Source organism: Bacillus cereus group sp. MYBK222-1 (genome assembly GCF_051916425.1).
GTDB classification, from domain to species: Bacteria; Bacillota; Bacilli; order Bacillales; family Bacillaceae_G; genus Bacillus_A; species Bacillus_A paranthracis.
The window spans coordinates 314,424-329,589 of sequence record NZ_JBQAGP010000001.1; the positions used below are offsets into that span (position 1 = coordinate 314,424).

The following is a 15,166-nucleotide window of genomic DNA, read 5'->3' on the forward strand; positions in this document are numbered from 1 at the left end:
ATATGAAAAATATAATAGTTGGGCTTGCTTGTTATATTATTTTTCTAATATGTGAGTGGTCAAATGTAAACCCAGTTGAAGCAATTATTTTATTATCTATTTTGTTATGTATACCGATGTCTTTTTGTATTATTGATAAAAGAGCACGAAATGGATCGTATGTATTATTTTATAAATCCGTATCGTTTTTATATCCGATAGCAGCGATTTGTGCAATGTTAGCTTTCGTAACAAATCAATATATCTTTGCGATAATTTGGTTTGTATATACGGGGATCGTTGCGTTATTTGGTATAAATAGATTACTAGAAAGAGGATGGACACCGTTAGAAGAGACAGCTATCGATAGTGCGTTTATTTATTTGTTTTTAGGTGGTTTTTGGTTTTTTGCTTCTGTAGCAAAGATTTCGATTATGCAGTTTACTTCTGACATTGTTTTACTCACAGCTGCACACTTTCATTATTCGGCGTTTCTATTGCCATTATCAGCTGGTTTAATAGGGCGGAAGAGAGAAAAGAGCAGTAAAGTATATGATGCAATTATGTTTATTATAGTCATTTCACCGATGACAGTTGCGATTGGAATTACGTACTCAAGGGTATTTGAATTTTTTGCAGTGTTCCTATATTTATGTGCGATTTATGGGTATAGAATTTATGTTTGGCGGGCGAAATTTAATGCTATCAGTGCAAAAATCCTCCTAATCATATCGTCTAGTACGCTCATGGTAACAATTATGTTTTCACTTATATATTCGTATGGGAATTTGAAACATGTAATGACGATTACAATTGCCCAAATGGTTTGGATTCACGGTGTTGTTAATGGAATTGGAGTAGCGTTGCCGGCATTTGTCGGCTGGATGATTGAAAAGAGTGTTCCGAACTATAAATATTACGGGAAACCAATGAGCAGATTAAGAGGAGAGGCGACAGTTGGTGAAGCATTTTTACATAACAGAAATGTAATAGATAGCAAGGAATACAAAGGTTTAGTTGATAAAATGAATGATTTTCATAGTGAGGCATTTGACGTGACAAAGATACCTTTAAGCATTATTCGGTTTTATGAAAATACAACAGAGTATGAATTACAATCGCATATTAAATGGACTCGCTGGTTCCACCCGTTTGCATTTTGCTATGAGAAAATGAGTAAGCGTGTAGGACAAATACATTTAGGAATGGGCGGCAAGTGGGAAACGATGCACGGCTCTATCATAGGGATAATGGATGAGAAGGATGGAAGGGAGAATGTAAGAGCTTGGTTAAGGAAAAATGAAGCAGGAGCATCTATTTTTGTAGCTCTTTACTCAAAACATACGTATAAGAATGAGACATATATGAATATCGCATTGCCTCTACCATATTCGAATATGGCAGAGGTTTTAAAATTACAGATTTTCCGAATAGGAAAGCCCACTACGGTGCGATAGTACCCCCTTTAGGGGTGGGATGATAGTGAGGTCAAATGCAATGTATAGATAAAATACCGAAAGTATGTTCTGTACATCGAGTATTTGAAATGGTATAATTTTCATAACAGACAAGTGAAAGTCTCTAAAACAATCTTGTTCTCTGAAAACAGAATACATATGAGGTTGGAGTAACAAATTCTTCTGCTCCGTAAAATGTATTGAGTCGTCAAGTACAAGACGCTAAAACACATTTGAGAACTCACAATCTGACTCGTTTGGTAATAGAACGAGTGCCGTATCTGCTAGATGCACTGGATATGGAGTGGTGATGGCACACCGCAATCTTGCACGTCAGCGATACTAGAAATAGACTTCGCCTTTGGTAGCAAGAATCCCACTGACGTTAGTCAGCTTGCGGCTTTAGCCGTGGGAGTGTCAATAGTAAGCTGAGAAGAAATGGTAAGGGAGATGAGGGGATTTATATACATACTCGTTTCTTTACAATTCGTTTACCGTTAGCTGAGACGTTTATTATTAAAGAGGGCACCAATCAAATGTTAGAAGCTAACCATAAAATGTGGATATTTGGAGTTAAGTTTTTAGAAATTGATTATGAGATTAAGAAAATAGAGGAGAAGTAAGAAAAGCTTGGAGAGATTCCAAGCTTTTTTTACGTATGGGTAATTGTCATAGCGACTTGTTTATCTAAGTCTTTGTCCCAAACACGTTGAATTTCAAACGTACCTTTTTCAAAAAATAATGGAAATCTTTCTTTAAACCAATCTTGCATAGGAAGATTTAGTGCTGTAGCGATTGGTACCCATAATAATTTACCTTCAGGAGGGTCCACAAGAAGCTCACCTTCAAATGAATCTGTCCAATAGTTAAATACCATATATCGAACATTTTCTTTCGGATTTACGTATTCATCTAATCCCTTAAAGGTTAAGGTTGAAACAAGTAATCCAGTTTCTTCTTTTACTTCCCGTTTAGTAGCTTGAACGATACTTTCTGGAAAATCTACTTTTCCGCCAGGAGCGATGTAACCAGGGAAGCCAAGGTGATTGGGGCGCTGTATTAACAATACTTTGTTATTCCGCTGAATCATACACATTGTATACATACGGTGCTCTATATCTTTCCAATTGTTGCTCATATGAATCTCTCCTCTTAATAAAATCTTATAGTTTTTAACTATAGTTATGTATGACAAAAAATACAATAATAATACAAAATTATACAATTTTCAATTGACTATTACTAATTTTCAGAACTATAATTAGTCTGTTACATCAATACATCGTACTTGAGAGGGGAATATATTCTATGAAAAATAGAATAATCGCAGCAGGAGTAATTGCAGCTAGTATATTATCTTATTCATCTAGTAGTTTCGCGCAAACGAAAAAATTTCCAGATGTCCCAGCTAAACATTGGGCAGAAGACTCTATTTACTATTTAGTAGAGAAAGGTGCAGTTACAGGTAACGAAAAAGGAATGTTTGAGCCAGGAAAAGAAATCACTCGTGCAGAAGCAGCTACAATGATGGCTCAAATCTTAAACTTACCAATCGATAAAAATGCTAAACCATCTTTCGGTGATTCTCAAAACCAATGGTATACCCCATTCATCGCAGCTGTAGAAAAAGCTGGCGTTGTAAAAGGGAAAGGAGCGGGCGTATTCGATCCAACTGGGAAAATTGACCGAGTTTCAATGGCCTCTCTTATTGTAGAAGCTTACAAATTAGATTCTAAAGTAAATGGTACTCCAGCAACTAAATTTAGTGATCTAGAAAAAAGTTGGGGTAAAGCAAAAGCTAACATTCTAGTTGAATTAGGGATTTCTATTGGAACTGGTGACAAATGGGAGCCCGAAAAAATTCTAACTAAAGCAGAGGCAGCTCAATTTATAAAAAAGGCAGATTCTCTTAAAATAGGTAACCCTTTAGTAGAAAAGGTAGTTATTATTGATCCTGGTCATGGAGGATTTGATCCAGGGAATCCAGGGCAAGGTGTAGAGGAAAGTAAAATCGTATTTGATACATCTTTAAGATTACAGAAGTTGTTAGAAAAAAATACACCTTTAAAAGCTTTATTAACACGTGAAGAGAACGGAAATCCAGGAAGTAACAAAAATGAATCTCTTGCGAATCGAGTGAAATTTGGTCAAGAGAACAATGCAGATATATTTGTAAGCATTCATGCAAATTCTTCTGAAAATCATGATGGTCATGGAACGGAAACGTATTATTATAAAAAATCCAAGCGTGGAGAAGAGACACAGATTGAAAAGGATAGTGAAGTGTTAGCAAAGAAAATTCAAAATAGAGTAGTAGAAGCACTACATACAAGAGATAGAAATATAAAAGACAATCACTCACTTTATGTAGTAAATAATAATACAGTACCAGCAGTTTTAACAGAGCTTGCCTTTATTGATAATGATATAGATAATGGTAAATTAGCTACTGAATCAGGAAGACAAATTGCTGCTGAGGCAGTTTATGCTGGGATTTTAGATTATTATGAATGGAAAGGTTTCGATGTTGAAAAATATCGTTTAGCTAAATAACAATATTGATTGCTAAGTCCATCGTCTACATAGAGATGGGCTTTTTATGTGATTTTATGTAATTTTGTATCGAAATAAAAAGATATATCGTATTATGTTGATTATAAATAAAATAATGGTAGATTAGTTGATTTTTATCACGTATACTTTTACTGTTGACTATTTAAGAGTGTGTTAGTTTAATAGGGAAAATTATACGATAAAGGGAGGCAAGTTAACACGGGACAAGCATATAAAAAACGTGTTAAAAAATTTATGAAAAAAGTTATTTCTAATGTGTTAGCAGTGACAGTCGCGCTTCAAGTAGTGATGGCTCCAGCAACTTCGTTTGCATCTACAAAAGAATTTCCAGATGTTCCAAAAAATCATTGGGCACTTGAAGCAATTAATGATTTAACGTCAAAAGGGATTATTGCAGGTTACGATAATGGTAAATTCGGCTTCGGAGATGTTGTAACTCGTGAGCAAGTAGCAGCATTAATGTATCGCGCATTAAAACCAGAAGCAAAAAGTGATTATAAAAATCCATACTCTGATATTAGTGCAGGAACGACAATGTTCCCAAAGGAAATTTTAGCATTAACAGATATGGGGATTTTCGTAGGTGATGATAAAGGAACGTTTAGACCGAAAGAATCATTAACACGTGCGGAGATGTCTGTTATTTTGCAAAAAGCATTTAAATTAGAAGTAAAAGCACCACATACATTTGATGATATAGATGCATCATATTGGTGGGCAAAAGAAGCAATTAGTGCATTGCAATCTAATGGTGTAGCGGCAGGGAATGGACTTGGAGGATTTGATCCATCAGGTGTATTAACGCGTGAAGGCTATGCACAACTTTTATATAAAGCGATGCAAATAAAAAAGGATGTTCCTGTTGAACAACCATCATATATTAATCTAGATGTGACATTACCATCTAACGTAACAGCGCAAGAGATTGATAATTTTATCAAAGAATGGCACCCTGACAGTCCGCTTATTGGGACGGGTAAAGATTTTATTCAAGCACAAAATGAGTATGGAGTGAGCGCATTATACTTAGCTGCACATGCAATCTTAGAATCTGGTTACGGTAAATCAGAAATTGCATATCGTAAACATAATTTATTTGGCTTAAAGGCATTTGATTGGGAGCCATTTGCCAATGCGAAATACTTACCATCTTACGCGCAAAGTATTTCATACAATGCTGATTATGTACGAAAGAATTATTTAGAAGAAGGTGCTGATCATTTCCATGGCTACACATTACCTGCTATGAATGAAAAGTATGCAACAGATAAAGGATGGGCTGGCAAAATCGCTAATATTATGGAACGTATTAAACCGTTTAACAAGAAAGACTATGAAAATGTAAAACGATTACCAAAAAACCCTAATACATTAAATGTAAATGCATTAGGCGAAGCGATTCCATATAAAGATTATGCAAAAGATGCAACAGCTACTGTTCAATTAGTAGGCTCTTACTATCAAGTACCATATCCATTTAGCTATACAATTAAGAGCGTACCAAATATTACGCAAAATGAAGTTGGAAAATTAGAAAGTGGCAAGAAAGTAAATGTATATCGTGAAGATCCAAACGGCTGGGTAGAATTTTCATTTGAAAATGCTCAAGAAAAATATTGGACATTGAAGAAGAACTTAAAAATATAAATAAAAAAGGTGTTTTCACTTATGAAAACACCTTTTTTATTTATATTTAACATGTAATATTTTTAGATTCAGTATGAGTTTCTTTTTTATGTTTTTACCAATAATTAAACCGTTTCATATATAATTAAAAGTATTTAAGATTGAATTTTCTGTTTTTGTTTCATTGTTAACTTAATTTGAAAAGAGGAGAGGTATATGCAAGGAGAAATACCAACAGAGAAAAGTTTAAGTTATATCGGTAAATTGCTATTGCCAGTTAAAGCGTCACCACATTTTAAATTTTTATGGGTTGGGCAATTGCTTTCGACTTTAGGTAGTTCGATAACGATGGTTATTTTGCCAGTCGTTGTATATTCATTAACTGGATCAACAGTTGTAATGGGAATGACTATGGCAATGTACATGCTTCCTAATATTCTTGCGTTACCGTTTGCGGGATTAATCGTAGATCGAATGGATCGAGTGAAAGTAATGTTATTTACAGATATAGTTCGCTGCATATTAATGCTATTACTTGCAACACTTATATTTATGGATGATTTAACAATTCCGCTTCTATATGTCCTCATAGCATTATATGGACTTATGGAAGGGATATTTCAACCAGCGTATGCGGCTGTAAGAGCGAAAGTATTTGTACCGGACATTCGAAATGCAGCTAATGCATTAACGCAAATGAGTAATCAAGGTATACGACTAATTGGACCGGCTCTTGGAGGATTAATCGTTTCAGTTGCATCTGCTGGAATAGGGTTTGGACTAGATGCAGTAACATATTTGTTATCATTTTTTTGTTTATTATTTTTAAGGGAAATAAAGTTTAAAAAAGTAAAAACGATTGAAAAAAGAAAGATCGATTACAAACAAGAGTTTATGGAAGGTGTTTTCGTTTTAAAAAGTCATCCGTGGCTATGGATTACAATTTTAGTCTTTTCTTTCATCAATATTTGTTATGCAGGAATTATCGTCGTATTAATTCCATGGTTATTTAATGTTCATCATCATTTTGAAGCATACGTGTATGGATTAGGAATGGCATCCTCTGGTGTTGGAGCTGTAGTTGCTGCGCTAATATTCGGCGGGAGAGAACGGTGGTATAAGCGGGGAATACTTGCCTATGGTGGTGTTTTAATAAGTGGTTGTGCGCTTTTAATAATGCCGTTCATTACTTGGGCACCTGCTTTAATCGCATTAATGGCAATTGAAGGGTTCGGTATGATGATATTTGGACTCATTTGGGAAACGAGTTTACAAGAGCTCGTGCCAGAAGAAGCATTTGGAAGAGTGGCAAGCCTTGATATGTTAGGTTCATTTGCTTTATTGCCACTAGGTTATGTAGTTGTAGGATGGTTAGCTACTGTCATAGGTGGTGAGATAACGATTATAACATTAGCTATTTTAGTACTTGTAACAATTGGAGTAGCATTATGTGTGCCGAGTATTCGAAGATTTGATTGATGATATAAGGGAAGGTGGGAACGACTTATATGCTTATAAAAAATTTGAACGATATAGTCGCAAAGGAATGGGACAACCAATATACTTTGCAGGAAAAGATCTTTGAAGCAAAAAATTTCACAGTCTATATTGCTACCCATAGAGAAAATAAGCTAGCATATAATCAACTAGTATTAATAAAACATTTTTGTAACGAAAAGCCTTCCGTGCATATTTGGCATAAGAAAATTAGCACCGATGCAACAAAACTGGACATAACAAAAGAAGTGACAGAAGCCATTCAAACTGGTTTTGTAAATGAAGAGTAAGCCCTAATTAAATTAGGGCTTACTCTTCATTAAATACAAATGTTTGTTTCATTTTTTTACTTTCATTTACTGGATGGCCGTTGTAAGAAAAGTTCTTTTCTTCCCAAGTAATCACAACTTTAAAATTATGGCTATTAAAGTCTAATGGGAATACCATGTAGTCAAAGCTTGTATGACTTTTAGAAATATTTTCATTAGGGGTAGTAGGTTTAAAGGTAGCTTTAGAGGTAGGATTGTTATTAAGTATTTCCACGGATACGTTTGATACATCATGACCGATGTTTTTTACGAGTAAACTATATGTATCAAATACACCTTGTTTTGGCTGGATTGCTTGCTTGTTTACGTTATGAGATTTATCAATTTCGATATACCATTGTTTAGACTTTGATGCAATTGGTAGTGATTGAAATGTGTATGCACTAGCTTGTATTGGTAGTGCTAAGCATATAAGCGTAAAGAGAGTTAATATTTTTCGTTTCATTTTTTGAGAGCTCCCATTCTTTAATGAATTTTTTGTTATTTTCTTCTCTTTTTGAGATAATATACCATGCGATTTAGGGGGGAGGATATATTGAAAGAACTTGTAAGTATGGGAAGCAGTATTTTTCTACAATTATTATTTTTGTATATATTTATTTCTGGTGTTTTATTAGAACTCAATCCATGGTATGCAGTAGTTGTTTATGTGACTATTGCTATAATAAGTCTTCTTCTGGGGGTATACTCGATGATTTTCTCTATGAAGAGAAGGCCGAATACTCTTTTTCTAACATTACCAGGTGGAATTATAATAACATTATTTTCAATGTTAATCATTGGATTTACAGTATTTGCTTATTTTTTACCAGAAGGAGGTATTCCGCCTGTCATTCGTTTGTAGTATGAGTGAATCGATGGAGTTTCTATTTTTATTGTTAGTCTTTCTAAGTAAGCGACATACATCTTAAAAAAGGAAACTGTGTAGAGATTTTTTTGCATAGTCTCCTTTTTTGTTTTTGTAATTAATAATAGGTGTGCTTAAAAATATATTGGTGAAGTTAATTTATCGATATAAAAAAAGTAGAGATTGTTTTTCGAAAAAATTTTTAATTTGAAAAAAATCCCAATGGATATGTTAAAATAACATTGTCATACAACAAGGGGGATTTGTTTTATGGAAAATGGACATCTTGCTAAAGTAGATTTAAAGAAAAAAATTGAATCAAAATCTAAGTATAATAAGAAACTTGAAAAATACCAAAGACGTTTATTAGCACTTCAGCAAATTGTAAAAGAGGAAAAAATTGCAGTTATGCTCGTTATGGAAGGCTGGGATGCGGCTGGAAAAGGCGGGGCGATTAAGCGAGTGACGGAACATCTTGATCCGCGCGGGTTTCAAGTAACTCCAATCGGAGCACCTGCACCTCATGAAAAACGGTACCATTATTTGCAACGTTTCTGGCGGAAACTTCCTCAGTACGGGCAAATTACTATTTTTGATCGCTCATGGTATGGCCGTGTGTTAGTTGAGCGGGTTGAAGGTTTTGCTACAAAGGAAGAGTGGACGAGAGCATATGATGAGATTAATGATTTTGAAAAACTACTAACAGATGATCATTATATAATCGGGAAGTTTTTCTATCATATTAGTAAAGATGAACAGTTAAAGAGGTTTAAGGATAGAGAGAACAATCCTTTAAAAAGATGGAAAATTACAGATGAAGATTGGCGTAACCGTGAAAAATGGGACGAGTATGTTGAAGCGATGGAAGAAATGTTTGAAAAAACAAATAGACCAAATGCGAAATGGCAAATTATCGCGAGTAACGATAAATTATTCGCTCGTTTGAAAACGTTGAAAGTGATTATTTCGTTAATTGAAGATTACCTTTTAGAACATAATATAGAATTACCTTCGTATTATTATGAAATAAAAGAGGGAAAGACAGAAGGCTTTGAAACGGGCCAAGATGAAGTTGTAAAATAGTACAAAGTTTGTTTATGAAATATAAAGTAGAAATACCCTGTAATTTTGAACAATAAAATTACAGGGTGTTTTTTATTTAGAAACATTTTACAAATAACAGAATAAGGTATATAATCAATAATCATATTAACAATGTTAATATGATTATTGATTATATACTATGTGGGGGTCTTATTTTGAAAGGAAGAGATGTTGTTTTAGGTTTGTTAATGGGAAAAGAATTGTCTGGTTATGATATTAAAATTGTGTTTGAAGATGTATTTACTCATTTCTTTGATGGAAGTTTTGGGATGATCTATCCAACGTTACGTCAGTTGGAAAAAGAGGGGAAAATAAAAAAAGAAGTTGTTATGCAAGAAGGGAAACCGAATAAGAAAATGTACTTTATTACAGATGCAGGGCGTGAAGAGTTTTATCAATACATGCAAACGGATGTAGAGAAAGATGTTTTGCGTTCAGATTTTTTAATGAGGATGTATTTCGGTAATTATAGTGATGATAAGGCAATTAAAAAATGGATTGAGGATGAAATTGAAAGGAAAGAAGCATACATTGCGGATCTTCGTTTGAAATATGAAAAGTGGAGAAACGGTATTACTTTTGTCGAGGAAATTTCACTCGATGTAGGTATTGCATCTTATAGTGCTCAAGTAGAGACATTGAAAAGAAAACTAGAACAACTAGAAGCAAAAGAACACGATAAAATGGAAGAATGAAAAACACGTTCATTATAAATAAAGGGGTAGATGAACATGGAGCAATCAAAGGGTATTAAGATTGTCTTTTTAATGTGCTTAGGTATTTTTCTTTGTATGATTGATACAACAATTATGAATATAGCTTTACCAGCGATACAAACGAGTGTAAATACTTCATTGGAAAAAATGTCTTGGGTATTAAATGTTTATACAATGACAATAGCAGTACTTGCTATCCCGCTAGGGCGGATAGCTGATATCTTTGGAAAAGCAAAGATGTATATTCTTGGTCTGGTGATTTTTGGTGGTGGATCGGTACTTTGTGCTTTTGCTAATACAGGGGATTTTCTTATCTTTTCTCGTTTTATACAAAGTGTAGGGGCAGCGATTTTATTTCCAACTAGTATGGTAATTGGTGTATCAGCTATGCCGTTAGCTAAGAGGCATGTTGCACTAGCAATTTTAGGCGTAACACAAGGACTGTCAGCTGCAATGGGACCAGTAATAGGCGGAATTATTACACAAAATTTCGGTTGGAGATGGGTGTTCTTCGTTAATGTTCCAATTTGTATTCTTGGAATCATTTTATGCTGCTTTATGCTACAAATAAAAAATGAAGAACGTATTACCTCAAAAATAGATTGGATAGGATTGCTATTAAGTAGCACAGCAATTTTTTCTTTTACTCTCATATTAGTAAAAGGTAATACATGGGGATGGCAAAGTAATATAGCTTTGTTTTGTTATGCAATTAGCACTATTTCTCTTATTCTATTTGTTTTAGTAGAGCGAAAGATTCATAACCCCATGGTGAATTTAAATTTATTTAAAGATCGAATGTTTGTCGGAGCATCTATCGTTGTCATATTAAGTAATGTATTTTTAATTGGAGTTACTGTATTGCTTCCGACGTTCTTGACGAAAATACAAGGTCGAACGGAAATTGAAGCAGCTTTTTTAGTGACACCTATTTCAGCAATGATATTTTTTGTCTCACCAGCTGCAGCAACTTTAATTAAAAAACTCGGAAAAGTAACTATTATTTTATCAGGCTTTCTTGTGATGGGCTTATCTTATTATTGGTTGCAAATGATTGATGTTAATTCAACAAATATAGAAATTATTATTCCATGTATGATACTAGGTGTTGGGTATGGTTTAGTAGTAGGTCCAATTACAGTTTTAAGTGCTTCTTCGTTTGAAGGGGAATTATTAACTGCTTCTCAAAGTGTCGTGTCAATGTTGCGGCAAGTAGGTATTGTTTTAGCGGTCGCAATATTTGTATCTAATTTAACTCACAACTTAACTGTAAATAAAGAGAATGTATATCGTTATGCAGAAGAAAAGGTGCGTAATATTCATGTAGGTAATACTCAGCAAGCGGAGATATTACAAATGACAAAAGAAAAAATAGAGAATCAAAGTATAGAAACGAATGTAGAAAAGCATCAAAATGAAAAATTTGTAGGGTTACATAAAGAGAAAAAAGACGAATTAATTCACCAAAAAGTAGATGAAGTGTTAAATGCTGTTCCAGTAGAATATAGAGATATAAAAAGAGAAGAAGTTATGAATCAAGTGACAAATGAAGTTGAAAAACAAGAGGAAAGTATAAAGAAAGAAGTACTCGCATTTTCGAATGATGTAAACCATTATGCTAAGAATCAGATGGCGATGAGTTTTACAGATTTATATAAAGCGAGTGTGCCAATTATTTTAATTTGTGCTTTAGTAAGTTTGTTATTTTCGGAAAGAAAGGTTTTGAGTAAAAAGAAAAGTGGAAGAGTAGTAGAGGAAGTGTAAAGAAAACGGGCTAATAGCAGCCTGTTTTTTGTTTTTTGATTACATATTGTGAATGGTAGTATTTTTAATATAGCATGAGAGAAGTCGAGTTCGGTTAGAAAGTTTTTTAGAATGAAAGAGAAGAATGGAAAATGGCATTGAATATGTAACGTTAAACATAGTACATTAACAAGAGGGTTTAATTTTAAAGGGAGGATGAGGAATTGTTAGATAGGGCGGGGGCTTTAAAAAGTAATCGAATGTATACAGAAGAAGAACAACAAAAATTATACAAAAGAACATTAATAATCGTAAGCTTTTCACAAATGTTTGGCGGAGCTGGGTTAGCTGCTGGCATTACAGTAGGTGCACTTCTTGCGCAGCAAATGCTTGGGACAGATGCATTTGCAGGTTTACCGGCTGCTATGTTTACGATGGGATCTGCGATAGCGGCTTTCTTTGTCGGGAAGTTATCGCAAAAATATGGTCGTCGCATAGGACTTGCAGCGGGTTTTATAGTAGGTGGGTTAGGGGCTATTGGAGTTGTGATGGCAGCTTTAACAAATAGTATTATTCTTTTACTAGTTTCTTTACTCATATATGGCGCGGGCACAGCTACAAATTTACAAGCGCGTTATGCTGGAACGGATTTAGCGAATAAGAAGCAAAGAGCAACTGCCATTAGTATTACGATGGTAATGACGACTTTTGGTGCAGTCGCAGGTCCAAATTTAGTAGGTGTAATGGGAAGATTTGCTCATTCAATTGGAATTCCTGAACTGGCTGGTCCGTTCATATTATCAGCAGCGGCGTTTATACTGGCGGGTCTTGTCCTTTTTGTTATGCTACGTCCAGATCCGTTACTTATTGCTAATATGATAGAATCATATAAACAAGAACATACATATAAAGGGCAAGCGGTAATAGAAGAAGCGAAAGAAAATAAAAGAGGTATTACAGTTGGAGCTATCGTAATGATACTTACGCAAATCGTGATGGTTGCAATTATGACGATGACGCCAGTTCATATGGGGCACCACGGTCACGGTTTAAGTGCTGTAGGACTTGTAATTGGTTTTCATGTTGGTGCAATGTACCTTCCATCTCTCGTTACAGGAATATTAATTGATAAAATTGGTAGAACTACGATGAGTATAGCTGGCGGAGTAATTTTACTAGCAGCAGGTGTCATAGCTGCGCTAGCACCGAGCGATTCTTTAATACTATTAATTGTTGCTTTGTCTTTACTTGGATTAGGCTGGAACCTTGGTTTAATAAGTGGTACGGCTCAAATTGTTGATGCAACTATACCTTCGACACGTGCAAAAACACAAGGAAAGATAGATGTATTTATTGCACTAGCAGGAGCTTCTGGTGGAGCGATGTCAGGAATGGTAGTAGCGAATTCAAGTTATGCGGCATTGTCATTAGCTGGAGGAGTGTTAGCTTTCATGCTTATTCCTGTTGTGATATGGTCTCGAAAAGGAGAAAGAAATTAAAGAAGAGGTTCTAGTTACTAACTAGAACCTCTTTTTTATATGTTTAGCTTAAATCCCATTCCACAATAAGCCCTAAATGCGTAAGACCACCACCGAACCCGTATAGTAAAAGTGTGTCTCCATTATTTAATTTTCCTTCTTTTCTAGCTAAATCTAGAGCGATTGGAATAGAAGCTGAAGATGTATTTCCCATGTATTTTACACTCGTTAAAGTTTTTTGGATTGGAATTTCGGTTTTCTCACAAATAGATTCAATCATTCGTAAGTTAACACTGTGTGGTATGAACCAGTCTATATCATCCTTTTGCATATTTGCGGTATGTAATAGTTCTTTTATCCCTGTTGGCACCGTGCGTGTTGCCCATTTATATACTTCTCTTCCATTTTGCACGATTTTTTCATTTGCTTGCAGTGGTGTACCATTCATAGTTGTAGATAAGTTTGTTCTGTATAGATGAATACCACCGTCCCCATTTGTTCCCATGTGTGCGGCAATAAAGCTTGGTTTGCTTTCATCTCTTTCTAATAAAATAGCGCCAGCACCATCGCCAAATAAAATGCAGGTCGTTCTATCGGTGTAATCAGTAACTTTTGATAATGTCTCTGTCGCTATGACAAGTACTTTTTTATGTGATCCAGAAGTAATCAAGCTATTACCGACGTGCAAGCCATATGTGAAACCAGCGCAAGTGGCATTTAAATCAAATGCCATTGTATGAGGTATGTTGAAGTATTGTTGTATTTGGCAAGCAACACTAGGGAAAACGTAATCAGCAGTAGTAGTAGCGACAATGATACAGTCGACATCTTCTAAGTTTTTCTTATATGTTGTACATAAATTTTCAACTGCTTTAATGGCTAAGTTTGAGGCGTATTCATCTTCGCTAGCGATTCTTCTTTCCTTCATTCCTGTTCTTTGTACAATCCATTCATCATTCGTATCGATCATTTTTTCTAAATCATGATTTGATAATATTTGTTCTGGAACATGAGTACCAATTGCAGTAATACGGGATTTAGAATTCATAGGAACAGCTCCTAACTTTATTTTATAACCTGATACTAATATCAGGTTATAAAAATGTCAATATAGATTTTTAGTGTATTGAACGACTTAGCTTACTATGGAGGAATTTAGCGAGTGTTGTAAAAATAATATACGAGAAGTTTCTAAAATTGATAATGAAGGGAGTTGGGCTCCTTGAAAAGAATTTTACGTATGTTGCCTTTTGTCATTATTTGTAGCTTTATTTTTATTATTTTTCCAGAGAAATCTTATGCTTGTGATTGTATTAACGTATCAGCAGAAGAGGCTTTTCAAAAAAACGATGTAGTGTTTGAGGGACAAGTAATTGAGGTTGGAAGGAAAGAAGGAGGTGGAATTGAAGTATTATTTGAAGTGAAGAAAATTTGGAAAGGGACAAATTCTTCGCAAATTATTGTATATACAAATGGTGGTGATTGTGTGTTTCATTTTGTGGAAGGAGGAGAGTACTTAATATATTCTTCTCAAAGAGGATCTGAAAAACAATTACACACAAATAGTTGTAGTGGAACGAAGAGATTAGATGAGGCAGGGGCGGACAAAGTGGCTTTACGTCAAATTGCAAAAGAGTCTGTTCCAACGAAGAAAGTGGATTTAAAAGGGGAGATGGTGAGCGGTTTCAGTTGGTGGCAAGTTGCTATCATTTCCATTTGTCTATTATTAATCATTGTTTTTGTTGTGAGAAGAACTCGCAAAAAATGACGATTAAAGTAAATATATAAAGATTTTCTTTCTGTTTCTATAGGTGGT

The 15,166-nt window shown here is 34.6% G+C and carries 13 protein-coding genes and 2 pseudogenes; 12 read left to right on the forward strand and 3 right to left on the reverse strand.

Features of this window, described 5'->3' with window-relative positions; all coding sequences use genetic code 11:
* Window positions 1-2: 2 nt before the first annotated feature.
* Window positions 3-1,397: pseudogene (locus tag ACTFR9_RS01685) on the forward strand (YndJ family protein); the annotation flags it as partial.
* A 455-nt stretch (window positions 1,398-1,852) separates the two neighbouring features.
* Window positions 1,853-2,059: pseudogene (locus ACTFR9_RS01690) on the forward strand (YndJ family protein); the annotation flags it as partial.
* A 29-nt stretch (window positions 2,060-2,088) separates the two neighbouring features.
* Here ACTFR9_RS01690 and ACTFR9_RS01695 read toward each other — a convergent pair.
* Window positions 2,089-2,574 carry an 8-oxo-dGTP diphosphatase gene (locus ACTFR9_RS01695; RefSeq protein WP_000070008.1) on the reverse strand — a complete coding sequence of 162 codons (486 nt, stop codon included), beginning with the start codon at window positions 2,572-2,574 and terminating at the stop codon, window positions 2,089-2,091.
* 170 nt (window positions 2,575-2,744) lie between these two features.
* On the opposite strand from ACTFR9_RS01695, the gene ACTFR9_RS01700 reads away from it, so the two are divergent.
* The 4 genes from ACTFR9_RS01700 to ACTFR9_RS01715 all read left to right on the forward strand — a co-directional run bounded on the left by ACTFR9_RS01700 (window position 2,745) and on the right by ACTFR9_RS01715 (window position 7,423).
* Window positions 2,745-3,989: an N-acetylmuramoyl-L-alanine amidase gene (locus tag ACTFR9_RS01700; RefSeq protein WP_000797228.1), complete on the forward strand. Its 1,245-nt coding sequence runs from the start codon at window positions 2,745-2,747 to the stop codon at window positions 3,987-3,989.
* A gap of 255 nt (window positions 3,990-4,244) precedes the next feature.
* Window positions 4,245-5,657: an S-layer homology domain-containing protein gene (locus tag ACTFR9_RS01705; protein ID WP_076856431.1), complete on the forward strand. Its 1,413-nt coding sequence runs from the start codon at window positions 4,245-4,247 to the stop codon at window positions 5,655-5,657.
* Window positions 5,658-5,852: 195 nt separating this feature from the next.
* Window positions 5,853-7,115, forward strand: coding sequence for an MFS transporter (locus ACTFR9_RS01710; protein ID WP_076856430.1), 1,263 nt, complete (start codon window positions 5,853-5,855; stop codon window positions 7,113-7,115).
* Between the two features lie 29 nt (window positions 7,116-7,144).
* Complete coding sequence (locus tag ACTFR9_RS01715; protein ID WP_000905834.1) at window positions 7,145-7,423, forward strand: hypothetical protein; 279 nt, start codon at window positions 7,145-7,147, stop codon at window positions 7,421-7,423.
* Between the two features lie 19 nt (window positions 7,424-7,442).
* Here ACTFR9_RS01715 and ACTFR9_RS01720 read toward each other — a convergent pair whose 3' ends face one another.
* Window positions 7,443-7,907 carry a hypothetical protein gene (locus tag ACTFR9_RS01720; RefSeq protein ID WP_048557498.1) on the reverse strand — a complete coding sequence of 155 codons (465 nt, stop codon included), beginning with the start codon at window positions 7,905-7,907 and terminating at the stop codon, window positions 7,443-7,445.
* A gap of 90 nt (window positions 7,908-7,997) precedes the next feature.
* On the opposite strand from ACTFR9_RS01720, the gene ACTFR9_RS01725 reads away from it, so the two are divergent.
* From ACTFR9_RS01725 to ACTFR9_RS01745, 5 genes are all read left to right on the forward strand, one after another.
* The gene (locus tag ACTFR9_RS01725) at window positions 7,998-8,306 is read left to right on the forward strand and encodes a hypothetical protein (protein WP_000661601.1); all 309 of its coding nucleotides are present in this window, start codon (window positions 7,998-8,000) and stop codon (window positions 8,304-8,306) included.
* 273 nt (window positions 8,307-8,579) lie between these two features.
* Window positions 8,580-9,392 carry a polyphosphate kinase 2 family protein gene (locus ACTFR9_RS01730; RefSeq protein ID WP_000427307.1) on the forward strand — a complete coding sequence of 271 codons (813 nt, stop codon included), beginning with the start codon at window positions 8,580-8,582 and terminating at the stop codon, window positions 9,390-9,392.
* A 176-nt stretch (window positions 9,393-9,568) separates the two neighbouring features.
* Window positions 9,569-10,108, forward strand: a complete 540-nt coding sequence (locus ACTFR9_RS01735) for a PadR family transcriptional regulator (protein WP_000678336.1) — start codon at window positions 9,569-9,571, stop codon at window positions 10,106-10,108.
* A 36-nt stretch (window positions 10,109-10,144) separates the two neighbouring features.
* Entirely contained in the window at window positions 10,145-11,893 is a 1,749-nt protein-coding gene (locus ACTFR9_RS01740; RefSeq protein WP_076855735.1) for an MFS transporter, read from the forward strand.
* A gap of 203 nt (window positions 11,894-12,096) precedes the next feature.
* On the forward strand, window positions 12,097-13,371 hold the full coding sequence (locus ACTFR9_RS01745) for an MFS transporter (protein WP_229136427.1): 1,275 nt from the start codon (window positions 12,097-12,099) through the stop codon (window positions 13,369-13,371).
* Window positions 13,372-13,414: 43 nt separating this feature from the next.
* Here ACTFR9_RS01745 and ACTFR9_RS01750 read toward each other — a convergent pair whose 3' ends face one another.
* Complete coding sequence (locus ACTFR9_RS01750; RefSeq protein WP_229136425.1) at window positions 13,415-14,398, reverse strand: ketoacyl-ACP synthase III; 984 nt, start codon at window positions 14,396-14,398, stop codon at window positions 13,415-13,417.
* 174 nt (window positions 14,399-14,572) lie between these two features.
* Here ACTFR9_RS01750 and ACTFR9_RS01755 point away from each other — a divergent pair, with 174 nt between their 5' ends.
* A complete protein-coding gene (locus ACTFR9_RS01755; protein WP_000821911.1) occupies window positions 14,573-15,118 on the forward strand; it encodes a hypothetical protein in 546 nt (181 codons plus the stop codon).
* The last annotated feature ends 48 nt before the right edge of the window (window positions 15,119-15,166 follow it).

Bases quoted from the DNA above. Each gene is read 5' to 3' on its own strand.
- ACTFR9_RS01695 (WP_000070008.1), bottom strand. From the start codon at position 2,574: ATGAGCAACAATTGGAAAGATATAGAGCACCGTATGTATACAATGTGT.
- ACTFR9_RS01700 (WP_000797228.1), top strand. From the start codon at position 2,745: ATGAAAAATAGAATAATCGCAGCAGGAGTAATTGCAGCTAGTATATTA.
- ACTFR9_RS01705 (WP_076856431.1), top strand. From the start codon at position 4,245: ATGAAAAAAGTTATTTCTAATGTGTTAGCAGTGACAGTCGCGCTTCAA.
- ACTFR9_RS01710 (WP_076856430.1), top strand. From the start codon at position 5,853: ATGCAAGGAGAAATACCAACAGAGAAAAGTTTAAGTTATATCGGTAAA.
- ACTFR9_RS01715 (WP_000905834.1), top strand. From the start codon at position 7,145: ATGCTTATAAAAAATTTGAACGATATAGTCGCAAAGGAATGGGACAAC.
- ACTFR9_RS01720 (WP_048557498.1), bottom strand. From the start codon at position 7,907: ATGAAACGAAAAATATTAACTCTCTTTACGCTTATATGCTTAGCACTA.
- ACTFR9_RS01730 (WP_000427307.1), top strand. From the start codon at position 8,580: ATGGAAAATGGACATCTTGCTAAAGTAGATTTAAAGAAAAAAATTGAA.
- ACTFR9_RS01740 (WP_076855735.1), top strand. From the start codon at position 10,145: ATGGAGCAATCAAAGGGTATTAAGATTGTCTTTTTAATGTGCTTAGGT.
- ACTFR9_RS01750 (WP_229136425.1), bottom strand. From the start codon at position 14,398: ATGAATTCTAAATCCCGTATTACTGCAATTGGTACTCATGTTCCAGAA.